The sequence below is a fragment of the Wenjunlia vitaminophila DSM 41686 genome (assembly GCF_000380165.1).
Taxonomy (GTDB): domain Bacteria; phylum Actinomycetota; class Actinomycetes; order Streptomycetales; family Streptomycetaceae; genus Wenjunlia; species Wenjunlia vitaminophila.
The window spans coordinates 1-18,334 of record NZ_KB904652.1 but is presented as its reverse complement, the minus strand read 5'-3'; the positions used below and the strand labels follow the sequence as shown (position 1 = coordinate 18,334).

Annotated in this window: 17 protein-coding genes; 12 read left to right on the top strand and 5 right to left on the bottom strand. The window is 73.8% G+C overall.

The genetic code is table 11. The features are described 5' to 3' along the window. Positions 1–98 precede the first annotated feature (98 nt). Positions 99–2,984, top strand: a complete 2,886-nt coding sequence (locus A3IG_RS0105730) for an AfsR/SARP family transcriptional regulator (protein ID WP_018382586.1) — start codon at positions 99–101, stop codon at positions 2,982–2,984. A gap of 115 nt (positions 2,985–3,099) precedes the next feature. On the opposite strand, the gene A3IG_RS0105725 is transcribed toward A3IG_RS0105730, so the two are convergent. After that, positions 3,100–3,681: a M23 family metallopeptidase gene (locus A3IG_RS0105725; RefSeq protein WP_051087398.1), complete on the bottom strand. Its 582-nt coding sequence runs from the start codon at positions 3,679–3,681 to the stop codon at positions 3,100–3,102. 238 nt (positions 3,682–3,919) lie between these two features. On the opposite strand from A3IG_RS0105725, the gene A3IG_RS0105720 reads away from it, so the two are divergent. Next, positions 3,920–4,783, top strand: a complete 864-nt coding sequence (locus tag A3IG_RS0105720; protein WP_018382584.1) for a GNAT family N-acetyltransferase — start codon at positions 3,920–3,922, stop codon at positions 4,781–4,783. A gap of 130 nt (positions 4,784–4,913) precedes the next feature. On the opposite strand, the gene pspAA is transcribed toward A3IG_RS0105720, so the two are convergent. Together pspAA and A3IG_RS0105710 are read right to left on the bottom strand one after the other, a co-directional pair. Then, positions 4,914–5,198, bottom strand: coding sequence for a PspA-associated protein PspAA (gene pspAA, locus A3IG_RS0105715; RefSeq protein WP_018382583.1), 285 nt, complete (start codon positions 5,196–5,198; stop codon positions 4,914–4,916). 152 nt (positions 5,199–5,350) lie between these two features. Beyond that, on the bottom strand, positions 5,351–6,121 hold the full coding sequence (locus A3IG_RS0105710) for a PspA/IM30 family protein (RefSeq protein ID WP_078500079.1): 771 nt from the start codon (positions 6,119–6,121) through the stop codon (positions 5,351–5,353). 231 nt (positions 6,122–6,352) lie between these two features. On the opposite strand from A3IG_RS0105710, the gene A3IG_RS0105705 reads away from it, so the two are divergent. Both A3IG_RS0105705 and A3IG_RS0105700 read left to right on the top strand, forming a co-directional pair. After that, positions 6,353–6,955 carry a DUF3043 domain-containing protein gene (locus A3IG_RS0105705; RefSeq protein ID WP_018382581.1) on the top strand — a complete coding sequence of 201 codons (603 nt, stop codon included), beginning with the start codon at positions 6,353–6,355 and terminating at the stop codon, positions 6,953–6,955. Positions 6,956–7,078: 123 nt separating this feature from the next. Further along, the gene (locus A3IG_RS0105700) at positions 7,079–8,077 is read left to right on the top strand and encodes an aldo/keto reductase family protein (RefSeq protein WP_018382580.1); all 999 of its coding nucleotides are present in this window, start codon (positions 7,079–7,081) and stop codon (positions 8,075–8,077) included. Between the two features lie 64 nt (positions 8,078–8,141). Here A3IG_RS0105700 and A3IG_RS0105695 read toward each other — a convergent pair whose 3' ends face one another. After that, positions 8,142–8,345, bottom strand: a complete 204-nt coding sequence (locus A3IG_RS0105695; protein ID WP_018382579.1) for a hypothetical protein — start codon at positions 8,343–8,345, stop codon at positions 8,142–8,144. Positions 8,346–8,472: 127 nt separating this feature from the next. Between A3IG_RS0105695 and A3IG_RS0105690 the strand changes: the two genes are divergently transcribed. The 4 genes from A3IG_RS0105690 to A3IG_RS0105675 all read left to right on the top strand — a co-directional run bounded on the left by A3IG_RS0105690 (position 8,473) and on the right by A3IG_RS0105675 (position 13,438). Continuing rightward, complete coding sequence (locus A3IG_RS0105690; RefSeq protein ID WP_018382578.1) at positions 8,473–9,666, top strand: bifunctional adenosylcobinamide kinase/adenosylcobinamide-phosphate guanylyltransferase; 1,194 nt, start codon at positions 8,473–8,475, stop codon at positions 9,664–9,666. 36 nt (positions 9,667–9,702) lie between these two features. Beyond that, positions 9,703–10,998: a nicotinate-nucleotide--dimethylbenzimidazole phosphoribosyltransferase gene (gene cobT, locus A3IG_RS0105685; protein WP_018382577.1), complete on the top strand. Its 1,296-nt coding sequence runs from the start codon at positions 9,703–9,705 to the stop codon at positions 10,996–10,998. Next, complete coding sequence (locus A3IG_RS0105680; protein WP_018382576.1) at positions 10,995–11,786, top strand: adenosylcobinamide-GDP ribazoletransferase; 792 nt, start codon at positions 10,995–10,997, stop codon at positions 11,784–11,786. Before cobT ends, A3IG_RS0105680 begins: the two co-directional genes overlap by 4 nt. 119 nt (positions 11,787–11,905) lie before the next feature. Beyond that, the gene (locus A3IG_RS0105675) at positions 11,906–13,438 is read left to right on the top strand and encodes a leucyl aminopeptidase (RefSeq protein WP_018382575.1); all 1,533 of its coding nucleotides are present in this window, start codon (positions 11,906–11,908) and stop codon (positions 13,436–13,438) included. Between the two features lie 81 nt (positions 13,439–13,519). Here the strand turns inward: A3IG_RS0105675 and A3IG_RS0105670 are convergent, their stop codons facing one another. After that, a complete protein-coding gene (locus A3IG_RS0105670; RefSeq protein ID WP_026219926.1) occupies positions 13,520–13,867 on the bottom strand; it encodes a hypothetical protein in 348 nt (115 codons plus the stop codon). A gap of 286 nt (positions 13,868–14,153) precedes the next feature. Here A3IG_RS0105670 and lpdA point away from each other — a divergent pair, with 286 nt between their 5' ends. From lpdA to A3IG_RS32340, 4 genes are all read left to right on the top strand, one after another. Then, positions 14,154–15,542, top strand: coding sequence for a dihydrolipoyl dehydrogenase (gene lpdA, locus A3IG_RS0105665; RefSeq protein WP_018382573.1), 1,389 nt, complete (start codon positions 14,154–14,156; stop codon positions 15,540–15,542). Between the two features lie 55 nt (positions 15,543–15,597). Beyond that, entirely contained in the window at positions 15,598–17,364 is a 1,767-nt protein-coding gene (sucB, locus tag A3IG_RS0105660) for a 2-oxoglutarate dehydrogenase, E2 component, dihydrolipoamide succinyltransferase (protein WP_018382572.1), read from the top strand. A gap of 208 nt (positions 17,365–17,572) precedes the next feature. Further along, a complete protein-coding gene (locus A3IG_RS0105655) occupies positions 17,573–18,100 on the top strand; it encodes a DUF4240 domain-containing protein (RefSeq protein WP_026219925.1) in 528 nt (175 codons plus the stop codon). A gap of 40 nt (positions 18,101–18,140) precedes the next feature. Next, a partial coding sequence (locus tag A3IG_RS32340) for a transposase (protein ID WP_026219924.1) occupies positions 18,141–18,334 on the top strand: 194 nt, incomplete at its 3' end.

The window sequence follows — 18,334 nt, the reverse complement described above, 5'->3', positions numbered from 1 at the left end:
GGGATCATCCAGGAGGGCGCGACCCGACTCCCTGTTCGACGAGTTCGCTCGCCAGTACCCTGTGCGCGGACATCACGGACTGCCCCGGAGGCGGGAGCATGGAGGAACCGACGTTCGGACTGCTGGGGCCGCTCCGCGTGCAGCACGAGGGCGCCGCTGTCCACATCGGTGGCCCCAAACCCCGGGCGGTTCTCGCCACCCTGCTGCTCCAGCCCGGCGGCTTCGTCTCCCTGGACCTGCTGACCGAGATCCTCTGGCCCGGGGGCGCGCCGCGCTCCGCCGTCGCCAACGTACGCACCTACGTGCGGGCACTCCGGCGGGCGCTCTCCGACGCGGGGATCAGCACCGCGGGACTGCGCACCCAGCCGTCCGGCTACGTGTTCGACGCTTCCCCCGACGAGGTCGACCTGCTCCTGTTCACACAGCGACTGGCCCAGGCCCGGGCCGCACGGCAGCGCGGCGACGACGACACCGCGCTGCGGGGCTACGAGTCCGCGCTCGGCCTCTGGCGGGGCAGCGTGCTCCAGGACGTGCCGGCCAGCGTGGCCTGGGACCCGGCCATCACCAGGGCCGAGGAGGCGCGGTCGGTCGCGGTCGACGAGTGCCTGGAGGTCCGGCTGCGCATGGGGGACTTCCCGCCGCTGGTCGCGGAACTGCGTTCCCGCCTCACCGAGTACCCGCTGCGGGAGGACCTGTGGGAGATGCTGGTCCGGGTGCTGCACCGCTCCGGGCGGACGGTCGAGGCCCGCTCGGCGTACGCCCAGGCGGAGCGGGTCATCGCCGCCGAACTCGGTGTCGAGCCGGGCGCGTCGCTACGCGGCGCCGGCGAGGAGGTCAACGGGTACGTCGGCCGGCACCTCAGGACAAGCCCCGTCCCGGTGTGCCAACTGCCCATCGGCGTTCCGGACTTCGCCGGCCGCGCGGAGCAGGCCAGGAGGCTCGAGGACCTGCTGGCGACGGCCGGCCGGCAGCCGGTCGTCGCAATCCTGTCCGGTCCGCCGGGCTCCGGGAAGACCACCCTGGCGGTCCACGTCGCCCACCGGATGCGGGAGGCGTTCCCGGACGGCCAGCTCTTCGTCGACCTCGGGGGGACGAGCGACCAGCCGCGCGAACCGGCCGACGTGCTCGCCGAGATGCTCCGGGGGCTCGGCGTCATCGACAGTGCCATCCCCCGTGACCTGGGGGAACGCGCCGCTCTGTTCCGCTCGCGCCTGGCGCAGCGCCGCTTCCTCATCGTCCTCGACGACGCCGCGAGCGGCACCCAGGTGCGCCCGCTGCTTCCGGGCACCGGGGGGTCGGCGGTCCTCGTCAGTTCCCGCCGTCGCGCACCCGGACTCCCCGCCCACCACGTCCCCGTCGGCGTGCTCGACCACTCCGACGCCCGCGCCCTGCTGGGCGCGATCGTGGGCCCCGACCGCCTACGGGAAGGCGGGACGGACACCGACCGGGTGCTTGCCTGCTGCGGTTCCCTGCCGCTGGCGGTGCGGATCGCCGGCTCCCGGCTGGCGAACCGGCCGGGGTGGACCGTCGGGACCCTGGCCGACCTCCTGCACGACGAGCGCGGCCGGCTCGACCAGCTCCAGACGGGCGAGATGGAGGTGCGGGCCAGCGCCGAGCTGAGCTACCGGCACCTGTCCCAGCCGGCCGCGACCGCCTTCCGCGCCTTCGGCGAGTTCGCCGACGAGGCGGCGGGCTGGCTGGTCACGGTGGCCGCCGGCCTGGGCCCCGAGGCCACCGCGGTCCTGGAGACGCTCGCCGACGAACACCTGGTCGAGGTGGTCGGCACTGACCGGCTGGGCCTCCAGCGGTACCGCATGCACGACCTGCTGCGCTGCTACGCCCGGGAGCTGGCCGAGGCGGACGACGCCGACCTGCGCCACCAGCGCCGGCTCCAGGTCATCGACACCCTGGTCGCGCTCACCCGGATCGCCAACGCCGCGATGCCCACGCGGTTCCTCGGTGTGCTCGGCGAGGAGGGGCGACCGGTGGTGCCGCCCACCGGGATCGCGCGGGCGGTACGGGCCCAGCCCGTGGAGTGGTTCGAGACCGAACGCCGACTCCTGGTGCACGCCGTGGGGTCCGCGGTGCGCCTCGGCCAGGTCCACCGGGCGGCCGACCTCGCGGTGGAACTGGCGAGCTTCTTCGACATGCGCGGCTACTACGACGACTGGTTGTGGACCCACCGGCTCGTGCTCGACGCGACACCCACGCCGTCCGACGCCCGCTCCGCCGCACTGCTCCGCAACCTCGGTCAGCTCCACCTCTACCAGGACCGGTACACCGACGCGCTCGCGGCGTTCGACGCCTCACGCGACCTCTTCGCCGCGCTCGGGCACCGTTCGGGGGAAGCGGTCGCCGCGGTCGGCGCCGGGTCCGTCCACCGGGTCACCGGCGCCCTCGACGCCGCGCTCGAGACGTTCACGACGGCCCTGGACACGTTCAGCGAGGCCGGTGACCAACACGGCCAGGCGGTGGCGCACAACGCCATCGCCTCGGTGTGGTTGGAGCGGCGGGCTCCCGGGGCCGCGGCCCCGTGGCTGGCCAGCGCCCTGAGCCTGTCCCGCGCCGTCGGTGACCGGCACCGGGAGGCACAGGTGCGCCGCCGGATCGCGGTGCTGCACGAACTGCGGGGAGAACCAGACGGGGCGCGAGCCGAACTGGAACGCGCCCTCCGCATCCTCGACGACCTCGCCGACACCCACTGCGCGGCGTACGTGCAGCAGAGCATCGGTGAGCTGTGCCTGCGCCAGGGCGACGCCGGCCGGGCGTCGGCCCTGCTGGTCGACGCCCTCGCCGTGCAGCAGCAGCTCGGGGACTGCAGGGCCCAGGCACGGGTCGCCTGCCTGCTCGGCGAGCTCCACCACGCCACCGGGCGGAAGCAGACCGCGCGCGGCTACTTCCACCGTTCCCTGTCGGCGTGGCGGCGGCTCAGGGCCGGCGACCAGGCCGACCTGGTGGACGCCAAACTGCGGTCGCTGCGCTGATCCGCTCCGGCAGGTCGGACGCGGCTGGGCCGCCGTTCCCGGGCGGCGGTCCCCCGCGCCGGCCGCCGGCCGGGGGACGGCCCGCGGCACCGTCGGCCCGCGCACCCGGAGGGGATCAGCAGCGGTTGGTGCTCGTCTGGTACCGCGCGACGTAGTCGGGGTAGGACACGCCCTGCACGACCGCGACGACCACCGACCCGTTGTAGATCTGCTCGTAGTGCAGGTGCGGGGAGAGTGTGTACTCGGCGGACGTGTTGCCGACCCGCCCGATGAGCTGGCCGCGCGAGACCTGGTCGCCCTTGCTGACCTCCCTGCTGTCCAGGTGCGCGTAACGGGTCTGCCAGCCGTCCCCGTGGCCGATGACGATGGTGTTGCCGTAGCCGGTGGTCGTGGAGTAGTAGGAGGACAGCACCGTGCCCCCGGCGCTGGCGAACACCCGGCGCCGGTAGTCGTCCGGGTTGCCGTTGGCGTCGTAGTGGTTCCAGTCGATCGAGTGCGCCGGGCTGTGTCCCTGCCAGTTGCTGCCGCGCCAGGTCTGACCACAGTCGAACGGCATCCTGAACGCCGGCCGCGTCGCGGCGGCCTCCAGGGAGGTGGACGCCGACTGTTGCGGAGCCGCGACCGCGGACGGCGCGGCGACCACGCAGGTGGCGAGCACGCACGCGGCCCCTATGTGAAGGCGGAATCGTCTCTGCATGACCTCTCCTCGGGTCGGTGACCCGACGATTGAAGGAGACGGTCATACAAAGCGGATACAAGCGTCGTGCCGACGGCGCCGGCGCCCACCCTACGGTCCCGCCTGGCCGGCCGGCCGACGGGGCGACCCGGCCCGGGGCGAGCGGGTCCGGTGTGCCCGGTGTGCACGCCGGGCCCCAGCACCGCTCCACCGCCCGCCCCCTTGCGCCCCCGCCGGGCCACACGGTGAGGTGGAGCGCATGCTGATGCGCCACGTCCACGACACCGAGGCGGACGCGGAGGCCGTGCGGGCGATCACCGCAGCCGCGTTCGACGACCCCCCCGACCACTGGCCGCACGAACGGGCCGTCCGGTACCGCAGACGGGTGCGGCACCTGGCCCGCACCGACCCCGGGGGCTGCTGGATCGCCCTGGACGAGGCCGGCGGCGACGCCCTGGGGGTGGCCCTGGCCCTGCGCCGGGAGGGAACGTGGGGGCTCTCCCTGTTCGCCGTGGTCCCCCACGCCCAGGGCAAGGGCGTCGGCAGGGCCCTGCTCGACCGCGCCACGCTCTACGGCCGCGGCTGTCTGCGCGGCCTGATCTGTGCCTCCAGCGACCCCCGGGCGGCCCGCAGGTACCGCAAGGCCGGCTTCACCCTGCACCCGGCGATGCGGCTCAGCGGAGTGGTGGAGGACCGCACCGGTCTCCCCGACCCCGACGGCATCCCGGTCCACCCGGGCAGCGCCCACCACCTGCACCTGCTGGACTCGGTGGACCGCCGGCTGCGCGGCGGAGCCCACGGCCCCGACCACGAGGAGTTACTCCGCCACCACCGGCTGCTGGTGGCGGACACCCTGGTCGGCAGCGGCTACTGCTACCTGCGGGACGGGCGCGTCGAGCTGCTCGCGGCCACCTCCCGGCGGCTGGCCACCCGGTTGCTCACCGAGGCGCTGCTGCTGGTGCCGCACGGCACCGAGGTGACCGTGGCGGACCTGACCGCGGAGCAGGACTGGGCCATCGACGTCGGCATGGCCGCCGGCCTGACCCTGTCCAACGCCGGCTACCTGTGCGTGCGGGGGATGCGGCCACCGGCGCCGTACATCCCCTCGGACGCCTTCCTGTGACCGTTCCAGCCCCCCCGGCGGGCCCCCGGGGTGAACGGCCCGCCGCAAGGCCGGGCGCCCCGACCCGGTGGGTCGGGGCGCCCTGACGTGTGGGGTACCGGCGGCAGTACCCGCGGCGGCGGTCGTCGGTTCAGCCGGGGAACAGGCCCTCCTCGCTCTGCGACAGCATGGCGCGGACGTCGTCGATGGTGGAGCCCCGGGCGGGCAGGATCAGCTCGGACGGCTCGAGCGCGTCGTCCGGCAGCGGTTCGCCCTGCTCGTGCACGGCGTCGAGCAGCGCGTGCAGGGTGAGCCGGAAGGACGCCTCGTCGCCCCGCTCCACCGCGGCGGACAGGGCGTCGTCGAACTCGTTCAGCCGGGCGAGGTGGCTGTCCGCCAGCCTCACCTGCCCCTCCCCCATGATCCGTACGATCATGACGGTTCCTCCACGGTCGGTGCTGGTTGGTGCTGGTACGGCCACTGCCGGCGCAGGAGTGGCCGCCCGCGCCGCCCCACGGCGACGGAGGTGTCCGTCGCCCGTCGCTCCATTGTGGGCCCGGCACCGCTGCGCTGCCGCTCCAGGATGAGCTAGGGCTTGTCGAAGCGGGGACGGTCCTGCGGGGTCTGGCCGCTCTCGATCGCCTGCTGCGGGGAACCACCGGCCAGCTCGGCCTTCATCCGCTGGAGCTCGAGCTCCACGTCGGAGCCGGCGGAGATCCGGTCCAGCTCGGCGGTGATGTCGTCCTTGGCCATCCCGCTCTGGTCGTCCAGGGCCCCCGAGGCGAGCAGCTCGTCGATGGCCCCTGCCCGCGCCTGGAGCTGCGCGGTCTTGTCCTCGGCGCGCTGGATCGCCAGGCCGACGTCGCCCATCTCCTCGGAGATGCCGGAGAACGCCTCGCCGATCCGGGTCTGGGCCTGGGCCGCGGTGTAGGTGGCCTTGATCGTCTCCTTGCGGGTACGGAAGGCGTCCACCTTGGCCTGGAGGCGCTGCGCGGCGAGGGTCAGCTTCTCCTCCTCGCCCTGGAGCGTCTGGTGCTGCGCCTCGAGGTCCATGACCTGCTGCTGCACCGAGGAGCGACGGGTCAGCGCCTCCCTGGCGAGGTCCTCGCGGCCCAGCGCCAGCGCCTTGCGCCCCTGGTCCTCGAGCTTGGCCGACTGCCGCTGCAACTGCGTGAGCTGCAGCTCGAGGCGCTTGCGCGACGTGGCGACGTCGGCGACCCCGCGGCGCACCTTCTGCAACAGCTCGAGCTGCTTCTGGTACGAGTAGTCAAGCGTCTCGCGCGGGTCCTCGGCCCTGTCCAGAGCCTTGTTGGCCTTCGCGCGGAAGATCATTCCCATCCGCTTCATGACACCGCTCATGGGCCTCGCGCGCCCCCTTCTCCGACATGTGCCGCCTCTACAGACCCCACAGTACGGGCCGTGGTTCCATTACCGCACCGTTAGGAGCCGGATGCGCTCCTCCTAGGGGACGATCAGGTCAGGCGCTGATCCGGCGCGGGGAGGACACGCCCACTGGGGGGCCGACGCCTGATATCGGATCGTTCCCTGTCCGAGTACGGCCCAACCCCCACCACCACGTACTCTTCAGGTGTGTTCCGACGTCGTTCCAAGGATGATCAGGCCGCCACCGCGGTCGCCGAGGCCCCGGCCGATCGGCAGAACCGCGACCCGCAGGCACCGAAGGGTCGCCCCACCCCCAAGCGCAGCGAGGCCGAGGCCGAGCGACGGGGCCGGGCCAAACGCTCGGTGGACCCGCGCAAGGCCAGCAAGGAGCAGCGCCGCGAGATGGCCAGGGAGCGCAGAGCGCAGCTCGCCAAGGAGCGAGCGGCGATGGCCACCGGGGACGAGCGCTACCTGCCGGCGCGGGACAAGGGCCCGGTGCGCAAACTGGCCCGGGACTTCGTGGACACCCGGATGAGCGTCGCCGAGTTCTTCCTGCCCATGGCCGTGATCATCCTGATCCTGAGCATGATCCCCTCGTTCCAGTCCGCGGCGTTGCTCGGCTGGGCGGTGGTGATCGCGTTGATCGTCCTGGACTCCGTCCGCACCGGCTTCTCCGTCAAGCGGCTGGCCCGCAAGCGGTACCCGAAGGAGAACCTGAAGGGCGTCGTCGCGTACGCCCTGATGCGGACCCTCCAGATGCGCCGGCTGCGGATGCCGAAGCCGCAGGTCAAGCGGGGCGACACGATCTGACGCCGGTGCGCGGCCCGAGGCGGCCGCCCCCTGCGGCCCCCGGGTCCGGGGTGGGTCCCGCGCCCGAACCGGAACCGGCCCGTTTCCACGGGTCGTCGAGATCCCCCGGTTAGGGTCCGTGCCATGGAGTATCGCCACCTCGGGCACAGCGGCCTGATCATCAGCGAGATCGCCTACGGCAACTGGATCACCCACGGGTCCCAGGTCGAGCGGGACACCGCCCTCGCCTGCGTGCGCGCGGCGCTCGACGCGGGGATCACCACGTTCGACACGGCGGACGTCTACGCCGGCACCCGGGCCGAGACGGTGCTCGGCGAGGCGCTCCGCGGCGAGCGCCGGGAGGGCCTGGAGATCTTCACCAAGGTGTACTTCCCCACCGGGGAGGGCCACAACGACCGGGGGCTCTCGCGCAAGCACATCATGGAGTCGATCAACGGCTCCCTGCGCCGGCTCGGCACCGACCACGTGGATCTCTACCAGGCCCACCGGTTCGACGTCGCGACCCCGCTCGAGGAGACCATGGAGGCGTTCGCCGACGTGGTGCGGGCCGGCAAGGCCCACTACATCGGCGTTTCGGAGTGGCGCGCCGAGCAGATCAGGGCGGCCCACGCGCTCGCCCGCGAACTGCGCGTGCCGCTGGTCTCCAACCAGCCGAGGTACTCGATGGTGTGGCGGGTGATCGAGTCGGAGGTGCTGCCGACCTGCGCCGAACTCGGCCTCGGCCAGATCGTGTTCTCCCCCCTGGAACAGGGCGTGCTGACCGGCAAGTACCTACCGGGCCAACAGCCGCCGGCCGGCAGCCGGGCCACCGACGCCAACGGCGGCGCCACCATGATCGAGCCCCTACTGCGCGACGAGGTGCTCCGGCGGGTCCAGGTGCTGCGCCCGCTGGCCCGGGAGGCCGACCTGACCCTCTCCCAGCTCGCGGTGGCCTGGGTGCTCCAGAACAGCGGCGTCTCGGCGGCGATCATCGGCGCTTCCCGCCCCGAGCAGGTCGAGGAGAACGTGCGGGCGGCAGGGGTGACGCTGGAGCCGGAACTGCTGCGGAGGATCGACGACGTGCTGCGCCCGGTGGTGGAACGGGACCCCGAGCTGACCGACACCCAGCCCGGACGTCCCTGAGCGCGAAAGAGGCGTGCCCGGGCGGCCCGCTGGGGACCGCCCGGGGGCACCCCTGGCGGTGGCCCTACGCCTCGTGCAGGCTCATCGGCCCGTAGACCACGCCTCCGTCGTCAAGGAGCGTCACCCGGTCCGCCCCGCCGTCGCGCAGCTCCTGCCAGTGCTCCCCGACCCAGGTCTCGGCGTCGCCCTGGGTGCTGAACTCCTCCGGCTCCACCACCGGGGTGACCGCGGTGCCGTCGGAACTCTCGAACCGCCACGTCCACGCCATCATCGACTCCCTCACGCAGTGGGTCCGGTGTAGCCCTGCACCGGCAGGGTAACCGGGGCCGCTGACCCTGGCGATGACCACCGGTCCGTGATGACCGGGCCGAGCCGTCGTTGAGACCATCCTGACCATGGAACTCACGCTGCTCGGCACCGGAGCACCCCTCGGTCTGCCCCGGCCCGGCTGCCCCTGCGCGGCCTGCGCCACCGCCACCGGAAGCGCGGCCCGTGCGGCGACGGCCCTGCTGGTGGACGGGACCCTGCTGTTCGACCTGACCCCCGGTCTCGGCGTCGCCGCGGCCCGCGCCGGGCGCAACCTGGACCGGGTGGGTCACGTCCTGCTCTCCCACCGGGACGACGGCTCCCCGCCGCGGGTGCCGGCCCCGCTCCCCACGCCGGGCCGGGTCCCCGAGGGCCGGGAGCACTTGCTCGGCGACCACCGGGTGCGCGCGGTCCCGGTGGACGTTCCCGGCACCGGGTACGAGGTCGCGGACCCGGAGGGGGCCCGGCTGCTGTACCTGCCGCCGGGCGCGGGGCCGGCCACCACCGAGTACCCCCAACTCCCCTACGACACGGTCCTGCTCGACGTCCTCGGCCGGCAGGACGCCCTGGCCGGTCTGCGCCGGACCGGGGCGGTGGACGGGTCCACCCACGTGCTCGCGGTGCACCTGGACCACACGGTGCCGCCCGGTCCCGAGACCCACCGGCGGCTGGCCTCGCTCGGCGCCAGGACGGTGCCCGACGGCACCACGGTCCTGGTGCGGGAGCGCAGCCGGGACGTGCGGGTGCCCCGCAGGACCCTGGTGCTCGGCGGTGCCAGGTCGGGCAAGTCCCGGGAGGCGGAGCGCCGGCTCGCCGCGTTCCCCGGCGTCGTCTACGTGGCGACGGGCGGCGCCCGCGAGGGCGACCCGGAGTGGGCCCGCCGGGTCGCCGTGCACCGGGAGCGCCGCCCCTCCTCCTGGCGGACCGTGGAGACCTGCGACCTGGAGCCGCTGCTCGCCGAGCCGGGGCCGCCGCTGCTGGTGGACTGCCTTTCGCTGTGGCTGACCGCCGTCATGGACGCCTACCAGGGGTGGGACGAGGAGGCCTGGCAGCGGGCCGGGGAGGCGCTGCTGCGCGAGCGGGTCGAGGCGCTGCGCGCGGCGTGGCGGACCACCGGGAGGACGGTGGTCGCGGTCAGCAACGAGGTCGGCAGCGGGGTGGTGCCGGCCACGCCGTCCGGCCGGCGCTTCCGTGACGAACTCGGCCGGCTGAACGCGGCGCTGGCCGAGGAGTCCGAGGAGGTGCTGCTGACGGTGGCCGGTCAGGTGATCCGGCTGCGCTGATCCCCCGCCGGAGGCGGGCCGTTAAGCTCCGTCAACGTGAGTGGTCTCAGTCTGGAAGACTTCGCCGACGTCATCGCGCGCCCCGACCCCGCCTTCGAGCGGGCCGCCCAGGAGCGGCGGCAGCGCCTGGAGCCGCCTCCCACGGCCCTGGGTCAGGTCGGCGAGCTGGGCGAGTGGCTCGCGGCGGTGCAGGGGCAGTGCCCCACCCGTCCGCTGCGGAACATCAAGGTGCTGCTCTTCGCCGGGGACCACGGGGTCGCCCGGCTCGGTGTCTCCGCCCGGGAGCCCGGCGGGACCGTCCGGCTGGTGCGGGCGGTACTGGACGGCGCGGCGCCGGTGAGCGTGCTGGCCCGGCACCTCGACGTCCCGGTGCGGGTGGTGGACGTGGCGGTGGACTGCGACCCCGCCGAGTTGCCCGACGAGGTCACCAGGCACCGGGTGCGCAGGGGCTCCGGCCAGGTGGACGTCGAGGACGCGCTCACCCAGGACGAGGCCGAGCGGGCGGTGCGGGTCGGCATGGCCATCGCCGACCAGGAGGCCGACGCCGGCACCGACCTGGTGGTCCTGGGTGACCTGAGCGTGGGTGGCACCACCGTCGCCGGGGTGCTGACCGCGGTGCTCTGCGGGACGGACGCCTCGGTGGTGACCGGGCGCGGCTCGGGTATCGACGACCTCGCCTGGATGCGCAAGTGCGCGGCGATCCGGGACGCGCTGCGCAGGGCCCGGCCGGTGGCCGGTGACCCGCTGCGGCTGCTGGCCACCTCCGGCGGGGCGGACATCGCCGCGATGGTGGGTTTCCTCGCCCAGTGCGCGGTGCGGCGCACCCCGGTGGTGCTCGACGGGGTGGTGTCCGCGGCGTGCGCGCTGGTGGTGCAGCGGATCGCCTTCCGGGCCCCGGACTGGTGGCGGGCCGGGCACAGTTCCGGTGAGCCGGCCCAGGCCAAGGCCCTGGACCGGTTGACCCTCGAGCCGTTGGTGGACCACCGGATCGCCTACGGCGAGGGCACCGGCGCGCTGCTCGCCGTGCCGCTGCTGCGCGCCGCCGCGGCGCTGCTGGCCGAGCTCCCGGAGCGCCCGGACGCCGGTGCGGCGGACGGCGCGGACACGGACCCCGGGGACGCCGCGGACGGACCCCCGCACGCGACCGAAGCCGTAACCGGCACCGACACCGGCACCGAAGCCGACACCGAAGCCGACGCCGCAGCCGAGACCGCGGCCGAGACCGGCACCCCGGCGGGCACGGACACCAAGGACAGTCAGGGCGGCACCGGCCCCTCCGCGCCCGGCGGGACGGACGGGCCGACGTCCCCAGAGCAGCCCGGGAAGGGATGAGCGGGCTCGGCCACGGACTGCGGTTCGCCCTGGGAACGTTGACCGTGCTGCCGGTGCGGGTCACCCGCTGGGACCGGCCGGCGGCGCGGGCCGGCATGCTCTGCGCACCGGTCGCCGGGGCGCTGGTGGGCGTGGCCGCCGGGGCCTGCGGCGCCGCCGTGCTGGCGGCGGACGGTGGCCCGCTGCTGGCGGCGGTGGGCACCGTGGCGGTGCCCGCGGCCCTCACCCGCGGGCTGCACCTGGACGGTCTCGCGGACACCGCGGACGGTCTGGGCAGCGGGCGGCCCGCCGATGCCGCGCTGCGGGTGATGAAGGCGTCGGACATCGGTCCGTTCGGGGTGCTGGCCCTGGTCCTCACGGTGCTGGCCCAGGTCGCCGCGGTCGCCGAACTCTTCGACCGGGACTGGCGCACCGGTGCGGCCGGGGCCCTGCTCGCCGCCGTGACGGCCCGGGTGGCCCTGACCCTGACCTGCCGCGGGGGGGTGCCCGCGGCCCGTCCGGACGGGCTGGGGGCCGCCGTGGCCGGGAGCGTCCCCGGCGCCCTCGCCGCCGTGGTGTGCGCCGCCGCCGCGGGTGGCGCCGCCGCGCTGGGCGGGTGCGGTGTCGTCCCGGCCGGTGGGCCGGCCGCCGCGGCGCGCTGGGCCGCCGCGGTCCTCGCCGGTCTGGTCGCCGGCGAGGTGCTGCTGCGCCACTGCCGCCGCCGGCTCGGCGGGGTCACCGGGGACGTGCTGGGCGCGGTCGCCGAGACGGCGTCGTTGACGACGTTGCTTTCGCTGGTGCTCTTCTGACGCCGGCTCAGCGACCTCCGGATATTACGGGCCTGCGTCACCGGCGCATCGGCCGCTACCGAAGCGTAGGCTCGGTCTACGCGCGGACGTGATCGAAGACGACTCGGAACAGGAACACCGTGACTGGACTCACTTTCAGTACCTCCTCCGCGGCCTCGCTGCGGGCGGACGCCGTCGTCGTGGGTGTGGCCAAGGGCAGCAAAGGCCCCGTTCTGGCCCCCGGTGCGGCGGAGATGGACGAAGCGTTCGACGGCAAGCTCGCCGAGATCCTGCAGACGCTCGGCGCGACCGGCGGTGAGGGGGAGGTCACCAAGCTGCCCAGCCCCGCGGCGGTGAAGTCCCCGGTGGTGCTCGCGGTCGGCCTCGGTGACGCCCCGCCCGAGGACGGCGGCTACTCCACGGAGACGCTGCGCCGGGCGGCCGGAGTGGCCGCCCGTACGCTGTCCGGCTGCCGGAAGGGGGCGTTCGCCCTCCCGGTGGCCGACGCCGCCTCGGCGGAGGCGGTGGCGCAGGGGGCGCTGCTCGGCGCCTACGCGTTCACCGCCTACCGCACCGGCGGGAACGGCGGCAAGGGCAAGAACGACGCCGTCAAGGCACCGCTGGCGGAGGTGGCCGTCCTCGGTGCCAAGCCGCGGGACCGGGAGTTCAAGGCCGCCCAGGAACGCGCCCTCGCGGTGGCCGACGCGGTCAACCGGACCCGGGACCTGGTGAACACCCCGCCCAACGACCTCACGCCCAAGGACTTCGCCGCCCGCGCCGTGGCGGACGGCAAGGAGTTCGGGGTCAAGGTCGAGGTGCTGGACGAGCGGGCGCTGGCCAAGGGCGGTTACGGCGGCATCCTCGGCGTCGGCGCCGGCTCGTCGAACCCGCCCCGCCTGGTGCGGCTGGCCTACACGCACCCGAAGGCCAAGAGCTCCCTCGCCTACGTCGGCAAGGGCATCACCTACGACTCGGGCGGCATCTCCCTGAAGCCGGCCGGCCACAACGAGACCATGAAGTGCGACATGGCCGGTGCCGCCGCGGTGTTCAACGCGGTGCTCGCGGTGGCCAAGCTCGGCCTCGAGGTGAACGTCACCGGCTGGCTGGCCCTGGCGGAGAACATGCCGTCCGGCTCGGCCACCCGCCCCGGGGACGTGCTGCGGATGTACTCGGGCAAGACCGTGGAGGTGCTCAACACCGACGCGGAGGGCCGGCTGGTCCTCGCCGACGCCCTGGCCAGGGCCTGCGAGGAGCAGCCGGACCGGGTGGTGGACGTGGCGACGCTCACCGGGGCCATGGTGCTGGCGCTCGGCAACCGCACCTTCGGGGTGATGTCCAACGAGGACGGGTTCCGGGAGTTGCTGCACACCCTGGCGGGTGACTCGGGGGAGCAGAGCTGGCCGATGCCGATGCCGCCGGAGCTGCGCAAGGGCATGGACTCACCGGTGGCGGACATCGCCAACATGGGCGAACGGATGGGTGGTGGTCTGGTCGCCGGGCTGTTCCTGAAGGAGTTCGTGGCCGCGGGGACCACCTGGGCGCACCTGGACATCGCCGGGCCGGCGTTCAACGAGTCCGGGCCGTTCGGCTACACCCCCAAGGGCGGGACCGGGACGGCGGTGCGCACCCTGGTCGCGCTCGCCGAGCAGGCCGCGTCGGGTGGGCTCGCGTAGCGACCGGCCGTGTCCACGTCCGCGCGGATGGTGCGTGCACGGCTCCGGACCGACGTCCGGGGCCGTGTGCCGCGTCGGTGGCTAGTCCCCCAGGAGGTCCTTCCGCTCCTGGGCGCGGCGCCGGTTCCACTCGCGCATCCGCTGGGGGTATCCCACGACCGCCGCTTCGTACAGGGGTATGCCGAGCCGTCCGGCGAGCGCCCGGGCGGCGTCCGGGCTCGGCACGCGGCGGCGGGTCCACTCGCCGTCCGAGGCGATGAGCATCACGGTGGTGGCGGTGACCGCGGTGGCGGGTTCGACGTACGCCTCCACGCCGCGCCGACTGGCGGCGAACTCCTCGAGGTGACGTTCCCCCTCCGCGATCTCCCGACGCCCGGTCCGCGTGGGCTCCGCACTGGGATTGCGGTTCCTTCTCCGAAAAAGTCGCACGATTCCCCTCCTCTTCTCCCCGCTGTCGACCTATCCCCGACTGCGACCGGTCACTCTAGAAGTACTTCGGCTCCGTGTTCGAGGATCCCTCTTCTCCGCCGCTGGTCCGAGCGGGGGAACGGGACGGTCGGGACGTCTCACACCATGGCCCCGCGTCCCGGGCTCCGGCGACAGGTGCGAAGATGGTCTACCGGCACGGCAGGGCCAGATCCGAACGGCCGAGAACCCGTCGTCCCACGGCCCCACCGGGCCGGCGGGACGGCGCAGCAATCATGGAGGACGTGACGTGGCGAACAACGCCAGCACCGTTTTCGACCTGGTGATCCTCGGCGGCGGCAGCGGCGGTTACGCCGCGGCGCTGCGCGCCGCCCAGCTCGGCCTGGACGTCGCCCTCATCGAGAAGGGCAAGGCGGGCGGCACCTGCCTGCACAACGGCTGCATCCCCACCAAAGCGCTGCTGCACGCCGGCGAACTGGCCGACCAGGCCAGGGAGGGCGCGCAGTTCGGCGTGCGCACCACGTTCGAGGGCATCGACATGGCAGCGGTGCACCGTTACAAGGACGGCGTGGTCAACGGTCTCTACAAGGGCCTGCAGGGGCTGCTGTCCTCCCGCAAGGTGACCTTCGTCGCCGGCGCGGGACGGCTGACCTCCCCCACCACGGTGGACGTCGACGGACGCCGCTACACCGGGCGGCACGTCCTGCTGGCCACCGGCTCCGCCCCCCGGTCGCTGCCCGGCCTGGAGATCGACGGCGAGCGTGTGATCACTTCGGACCACGCGCTGAGGCTCGACCGGGTCCCGGCCTCCGCGGTGGTCCTCGGCGGTGGCGTGATCGGCGTCGAGTTCGCCTCGGCCTGGAAGTCGTTCGGGGTCGACGTCACGGTCGTCGAGGCACTCGACCACCTGGTCCCGGCCGAGGACGTGGACAGCTCCAAGCTGCTGGAGCGGGCGTTCCGCAGGCGGGGCATCCGCTTCCACCTGGGCTCCCGGTTCTCCGGCGTGGAGCACACCGAGGGCGGGGTCAGGGTCTCGCTGGAGAACGGCACCGTGATCGACGCGGAGCTGCTGCTGGTCGCGGTGGGCCGGGGACCGGTCTCGGAGGGACTCGGCTACCCGGAGTCGGGGGTGGCCATGGACCGCGGGCACGTCCTCGTTGACGAGCTGATGCGCACCAACGTGCCGACGATCTCGGCAGTGGGTGACCTGGTGCCGACGCCACAGCTCGCCCACGTCGGTTTCGCGGAGGGAATCCTGGTCGCCGAGCGCCTCGCGGGGCTGCGGACGGTGCCGATCGACTACGACGGTGTGCCGCGGATCACCTACTGCCAGCCGGAGGTCGCCTCGGTCGGACTCACCGAGGCGAAGGCGAAGGAACAGTACGGCGAGGACAAGGTCGTCACCGTGCGGTACAACCTGGCCGGCAACGGCCGGAGCAAGATTCTCAGGACATCGGGCGAGATCAAGCTCGTTCAGGTCAGCGACGGACCCGTGGTCGGCGTCCACATGGTCGGCGACCGCATCGGCGAGCAGATGGGCGAGGCCCAGCTCATCTACAACTGGGAGGCCCTGCCGTCGGAGGTCGCCCAGCTCATCCACGCACACCCCACCCAGAGCGAGGCCCTCGGCGAGGCTCACCTGGCGCTGGCGGGCAAGCCGCTGCACGCCCATGACTGACCCAGGACACGCGAACTCATCTGCACAGAAGTAGTCAAAAGGAGCAACCGACACCATGGCGGTCTCAGTAACACTGCCCGCGCTCGGCGAGAGCGTGTCCGAAGGCACCGTCACCCGCTGGCTGAAGGCTGAGGGTGAGCGTGTGGAGGCCGACGAGCCGCTGCTCGAGGTCTCCACCGACAAGGTGGACACCGAGATCCCGGCCCCGGCCGCCGGTGTGCTGGCCTCCATCAAGGTCGCCGAGGACGAGACGGTCGAGGTCGGCGCGGAGCTGGCGATCATCGACGACGGCAGCGGCGCGCCCGCCGCCGCGCCGGCCCCCGCGCAGGAGCCCACCCCCGAGCCCGCCCCGGCCCCGGCCGAGGCGGCTCCCCAGCAGGAGGCTCCCGCCGCCGCGCCGCAGCCGGCACCCCAGCAGGAGGCGCCGGCCGGTGGCGCCGCCGAGGGCACCCCCGTGCTGCTCCCGGCGCTCGGCGAGAGCGTCACCGAGGGCACCGTCACCCGTTGGCTGAAGCAGGTCGGCGACGAGGTGGCGGCGGACGAGCCGCTGCTGGAGGTCTCCACCGACAAGGTGGACACCGAGATCCCGGCCCCGGCCGCCGGTGTGCTGCTCCAGATCCTCATCAGCGAGGACGAGACCGCCGAGGTGGGCACCGCGCTCGCGGTGATCGGCGCGCCGGGCGCGGCCCCGGCCGCGCAGGCCCCCGCCCCCGCCCAGCCGGCGCCGACCCCCGAGCCCGCGCCGGCCGCCGCTCCGGCACCCGCGCCCGCTCCGGCACCCGCGCCGGCCCCCGCGGCCCAGCAGCCCGCCCCGGCTCCCGCTCCCGCCCCGACTCCGGCTCCCGCCCCGCAGCCCGCGCCCGCCCCCGCACCGGCCCCCGCTCCGGCCCGGGAGAACGGCACCGGCACCTACGTCACCCCGCTGGTGCGCAAGCTCGCCGCCGAGCAGGGCATCGACCTGGGCTCGGTGCAGGGCTCCGGCGTCGGCGGGCGCATCCGCAAGCACGACGTCATCGCCGCCGCCGAGGCCCGCCGCGCCGCCGCGGAGACCCGCCCGGCCCCGGCGGCCAAGCCGGCCGCCGCCCCGGTCACCCCGTCGCCGCTGCGCGGCCAGACGCTGCCGATGTCCCGCATCCGCAAGGCCATCGCCAAGCACATGGTCCACTCACTCCAGGTGTCGGCCCAGCTCACCACCGTGGTCGAGGTGGACGTCACCCGGGTCATGCAGCTCCGGGCCCGGGCACGGAAGAGCTTCCTGGAGCGCGAGGGCGTCAAGCTCTCGCCGCTGCCGTTCTTCATCAAGGCCGCCACCGAGGCGCTGAAGGTGCACCCGTCGGTCAACGCCCGGGTGAACGACGACGACACCATCACGTACCACGACGTGGAGAACGTCGGCATCGCGGTGGACACCGAGAAGGGCCTGTTCGTCCCCGTCCTGCACAACGCCGGGGACCTGAGCATCGCCGGCATCGCCAAGCGGGTGGCCGACCTCGCCGCCCGCACCCGCGAGGGCGGTCTGAAGCCGGACGAGGCCACCGGCGGCACCTTCACCGTCACCAACACCGGTTCCCGGGGCGCCCTGTTCGACACGCCGATCCTCAACCAGCCGCAGGTCGGCATGTTGGGCGTCGGGGCGACCGTGCGCCGGCCCGTGGTGGTCAACCACCCGGACCTCGGCGAGACCATCGCGGTGCGCGACATGATGTACCTGGCCCTGTCCTACGACCACCGGATCGTGGACGGCGCCGACGCGGCCCGCTTCCTCGGCACCATCAAGGCGCGGCTGGAGGAGGGGGCCTTCGAGGCCGACCTCGGCCTGTAGTCGGGACGGGGCCCGACAGGACCGCGTCGCTCGACACGGGCCCCACACCTGCGTGACACCGTGGGCCGGCCCCGGGACAGTGTTCCCGGGGCCGGCCCACGCACGTGACCAGCCCCGACACCACCGGGTTCCCGCCTGGTCCGCCACCGGCCGGCTCCGCCTCTGGAGCACGGACCGTGGGGGGCAGGCCCGACGCTGGACGGACATGATGGACGAGACGGAGTTCTGGGAGATCGTGGACACCACCCGGGACGCCGCGGGCGGCGATCCCGAGACCCATGCCGACCTGCTGGTCGAGCGGCTCGCGCAGACCGACCCGGACACCGTGCTGGACTTCGCCCGGCACTTCGAGTCCCGCTACAACCGGGCCTGGCGCCGGGACCTGTGGGGTGCCGCCTCGGTGCTGCTCGGGGGCGCGGACAACGACGCGTTCGACGACTTCCGCTGCTGGCTCGTGGGCCAGGGCCGGGACGTCTTCGAGGGCGCGCTGCAGGACCCCGACGAGCTCGCCAACCTGCTGGAGGACTTCGACCCGCTGCGGGACGGCGACGGCGAGGACCTGGGCTACGCCGCCGACGAGGCGTACGAGCGGCTCACCGGGGTACCACTCCCGGACCTGGAGCTGATGGAACCGCCGGACGAACCCCTGGGCACCGTCTTCGACCTGGACGACGACGCCGAACTGGCCGACCGTTTCCCGCAACTCTGGGAACGCTTCGGCGCCGAGCGCCCCTAGGCCGTGTCCGTAAAGTCGGTTGCTCGTTGGTTGGTTCGTGGTGCGTCGTCATGAGTTGACTGATGAGTCGTGGGCGGTGATCGGGCCGTTGCTGGCCCCTCCCCGGATGGGCCGGCCGGTGCGGGACCGCCGCCAGGTGGTGAACGGGATTCTGTGGAAGCTGTCCACGGGTGCGGCCTGGCGGGACCTGCCCGAGCGCTACGGGCCGTGGAAGACGGTCTACGAGCGCTTTCG

Excerpts from the sequence above, each read along its gene's own strand:
- A3IG_RS0105730 (WP_018382586.1), top strand. The coding sequence starts at position 99 with ATGGAGGAACCGACGTTCGGACTGCTGGGGCCGCTCCGCGTGCAGCAC.
- A3IG_RS0105725 (WP_051087398.1), bottom strand. The coding sequence starts at position 3,681 with ATGCAGAGACGATTCCGCCTTCACATAGGGGCCGCGTGCGTGCTCGCC.
- A3IG_RS0105720 (WP_018382584.1), top strand. The coding sequence starts at position 3,920 with ATGCTGATGCGCCACGTCCACGACACCGAGGCGGACGCGGAGGCCGTG.
- pspAA (WP_018382583.1), bottom strand. The coding sequence starts at position 5,198 with ATGATCGTACGGATCATGGGGGAGGGGCAGGTGAGGCTGGCGGACAGC.
- A3IG_RS0105710 (WP_078500079.1), bottom strand. The coding sequence starts at position 6,121 with ATGAGCGGTGTCATGAAGCGGATGGGAATGATCTTCCGCGCGAAGGCC.
- A3IG_RS0105700 (WP_018382580.1), top strand. The coding sequence starts at position 7,079 with ATGGAGTATCGCCACCTCGGGCACAGCGGCCTGATCATCAGCGAGATC.
- A3IG_RS0105695 (WP_018382579.1), bottom strand. The coding sequence starts at position 8,345 with ATGGCGTGGACGTGGCGGTTCGAGAGTTCCGACGGCACCGCGGTCACC.
- A3IG_RS0105690 (WP_018382578.1), top strand. The coding sequence starts at position 8,473 with ATGGAACTCACGCTGCTCGGCACCGGAGCACCCCTCGGTCTGCCCCGG.
- A3IG_RS0105680 (WP_018382576.1), top strand. The coding sequence starts at position 10,995 with ATGAGCGGGCTCGGCCACGGACTGCGGTTCGCCCTGGGAACGTTGACC.
- sucB (WP_018382572.1), top strand. The coding sequence starts at position 15,598 with ATGGCGGTCTCAGTAACACTGCCCGCGCTCGGCGAGAGCGTGTCCGAA.
- A3IG_RS0105655 (WP_026219925.1), top strand. The coding sequence starts at position 17,573 with ATGGACGAGACGGAGTTCTGGGAGATCGTGGACACCACCCGGGACGCC.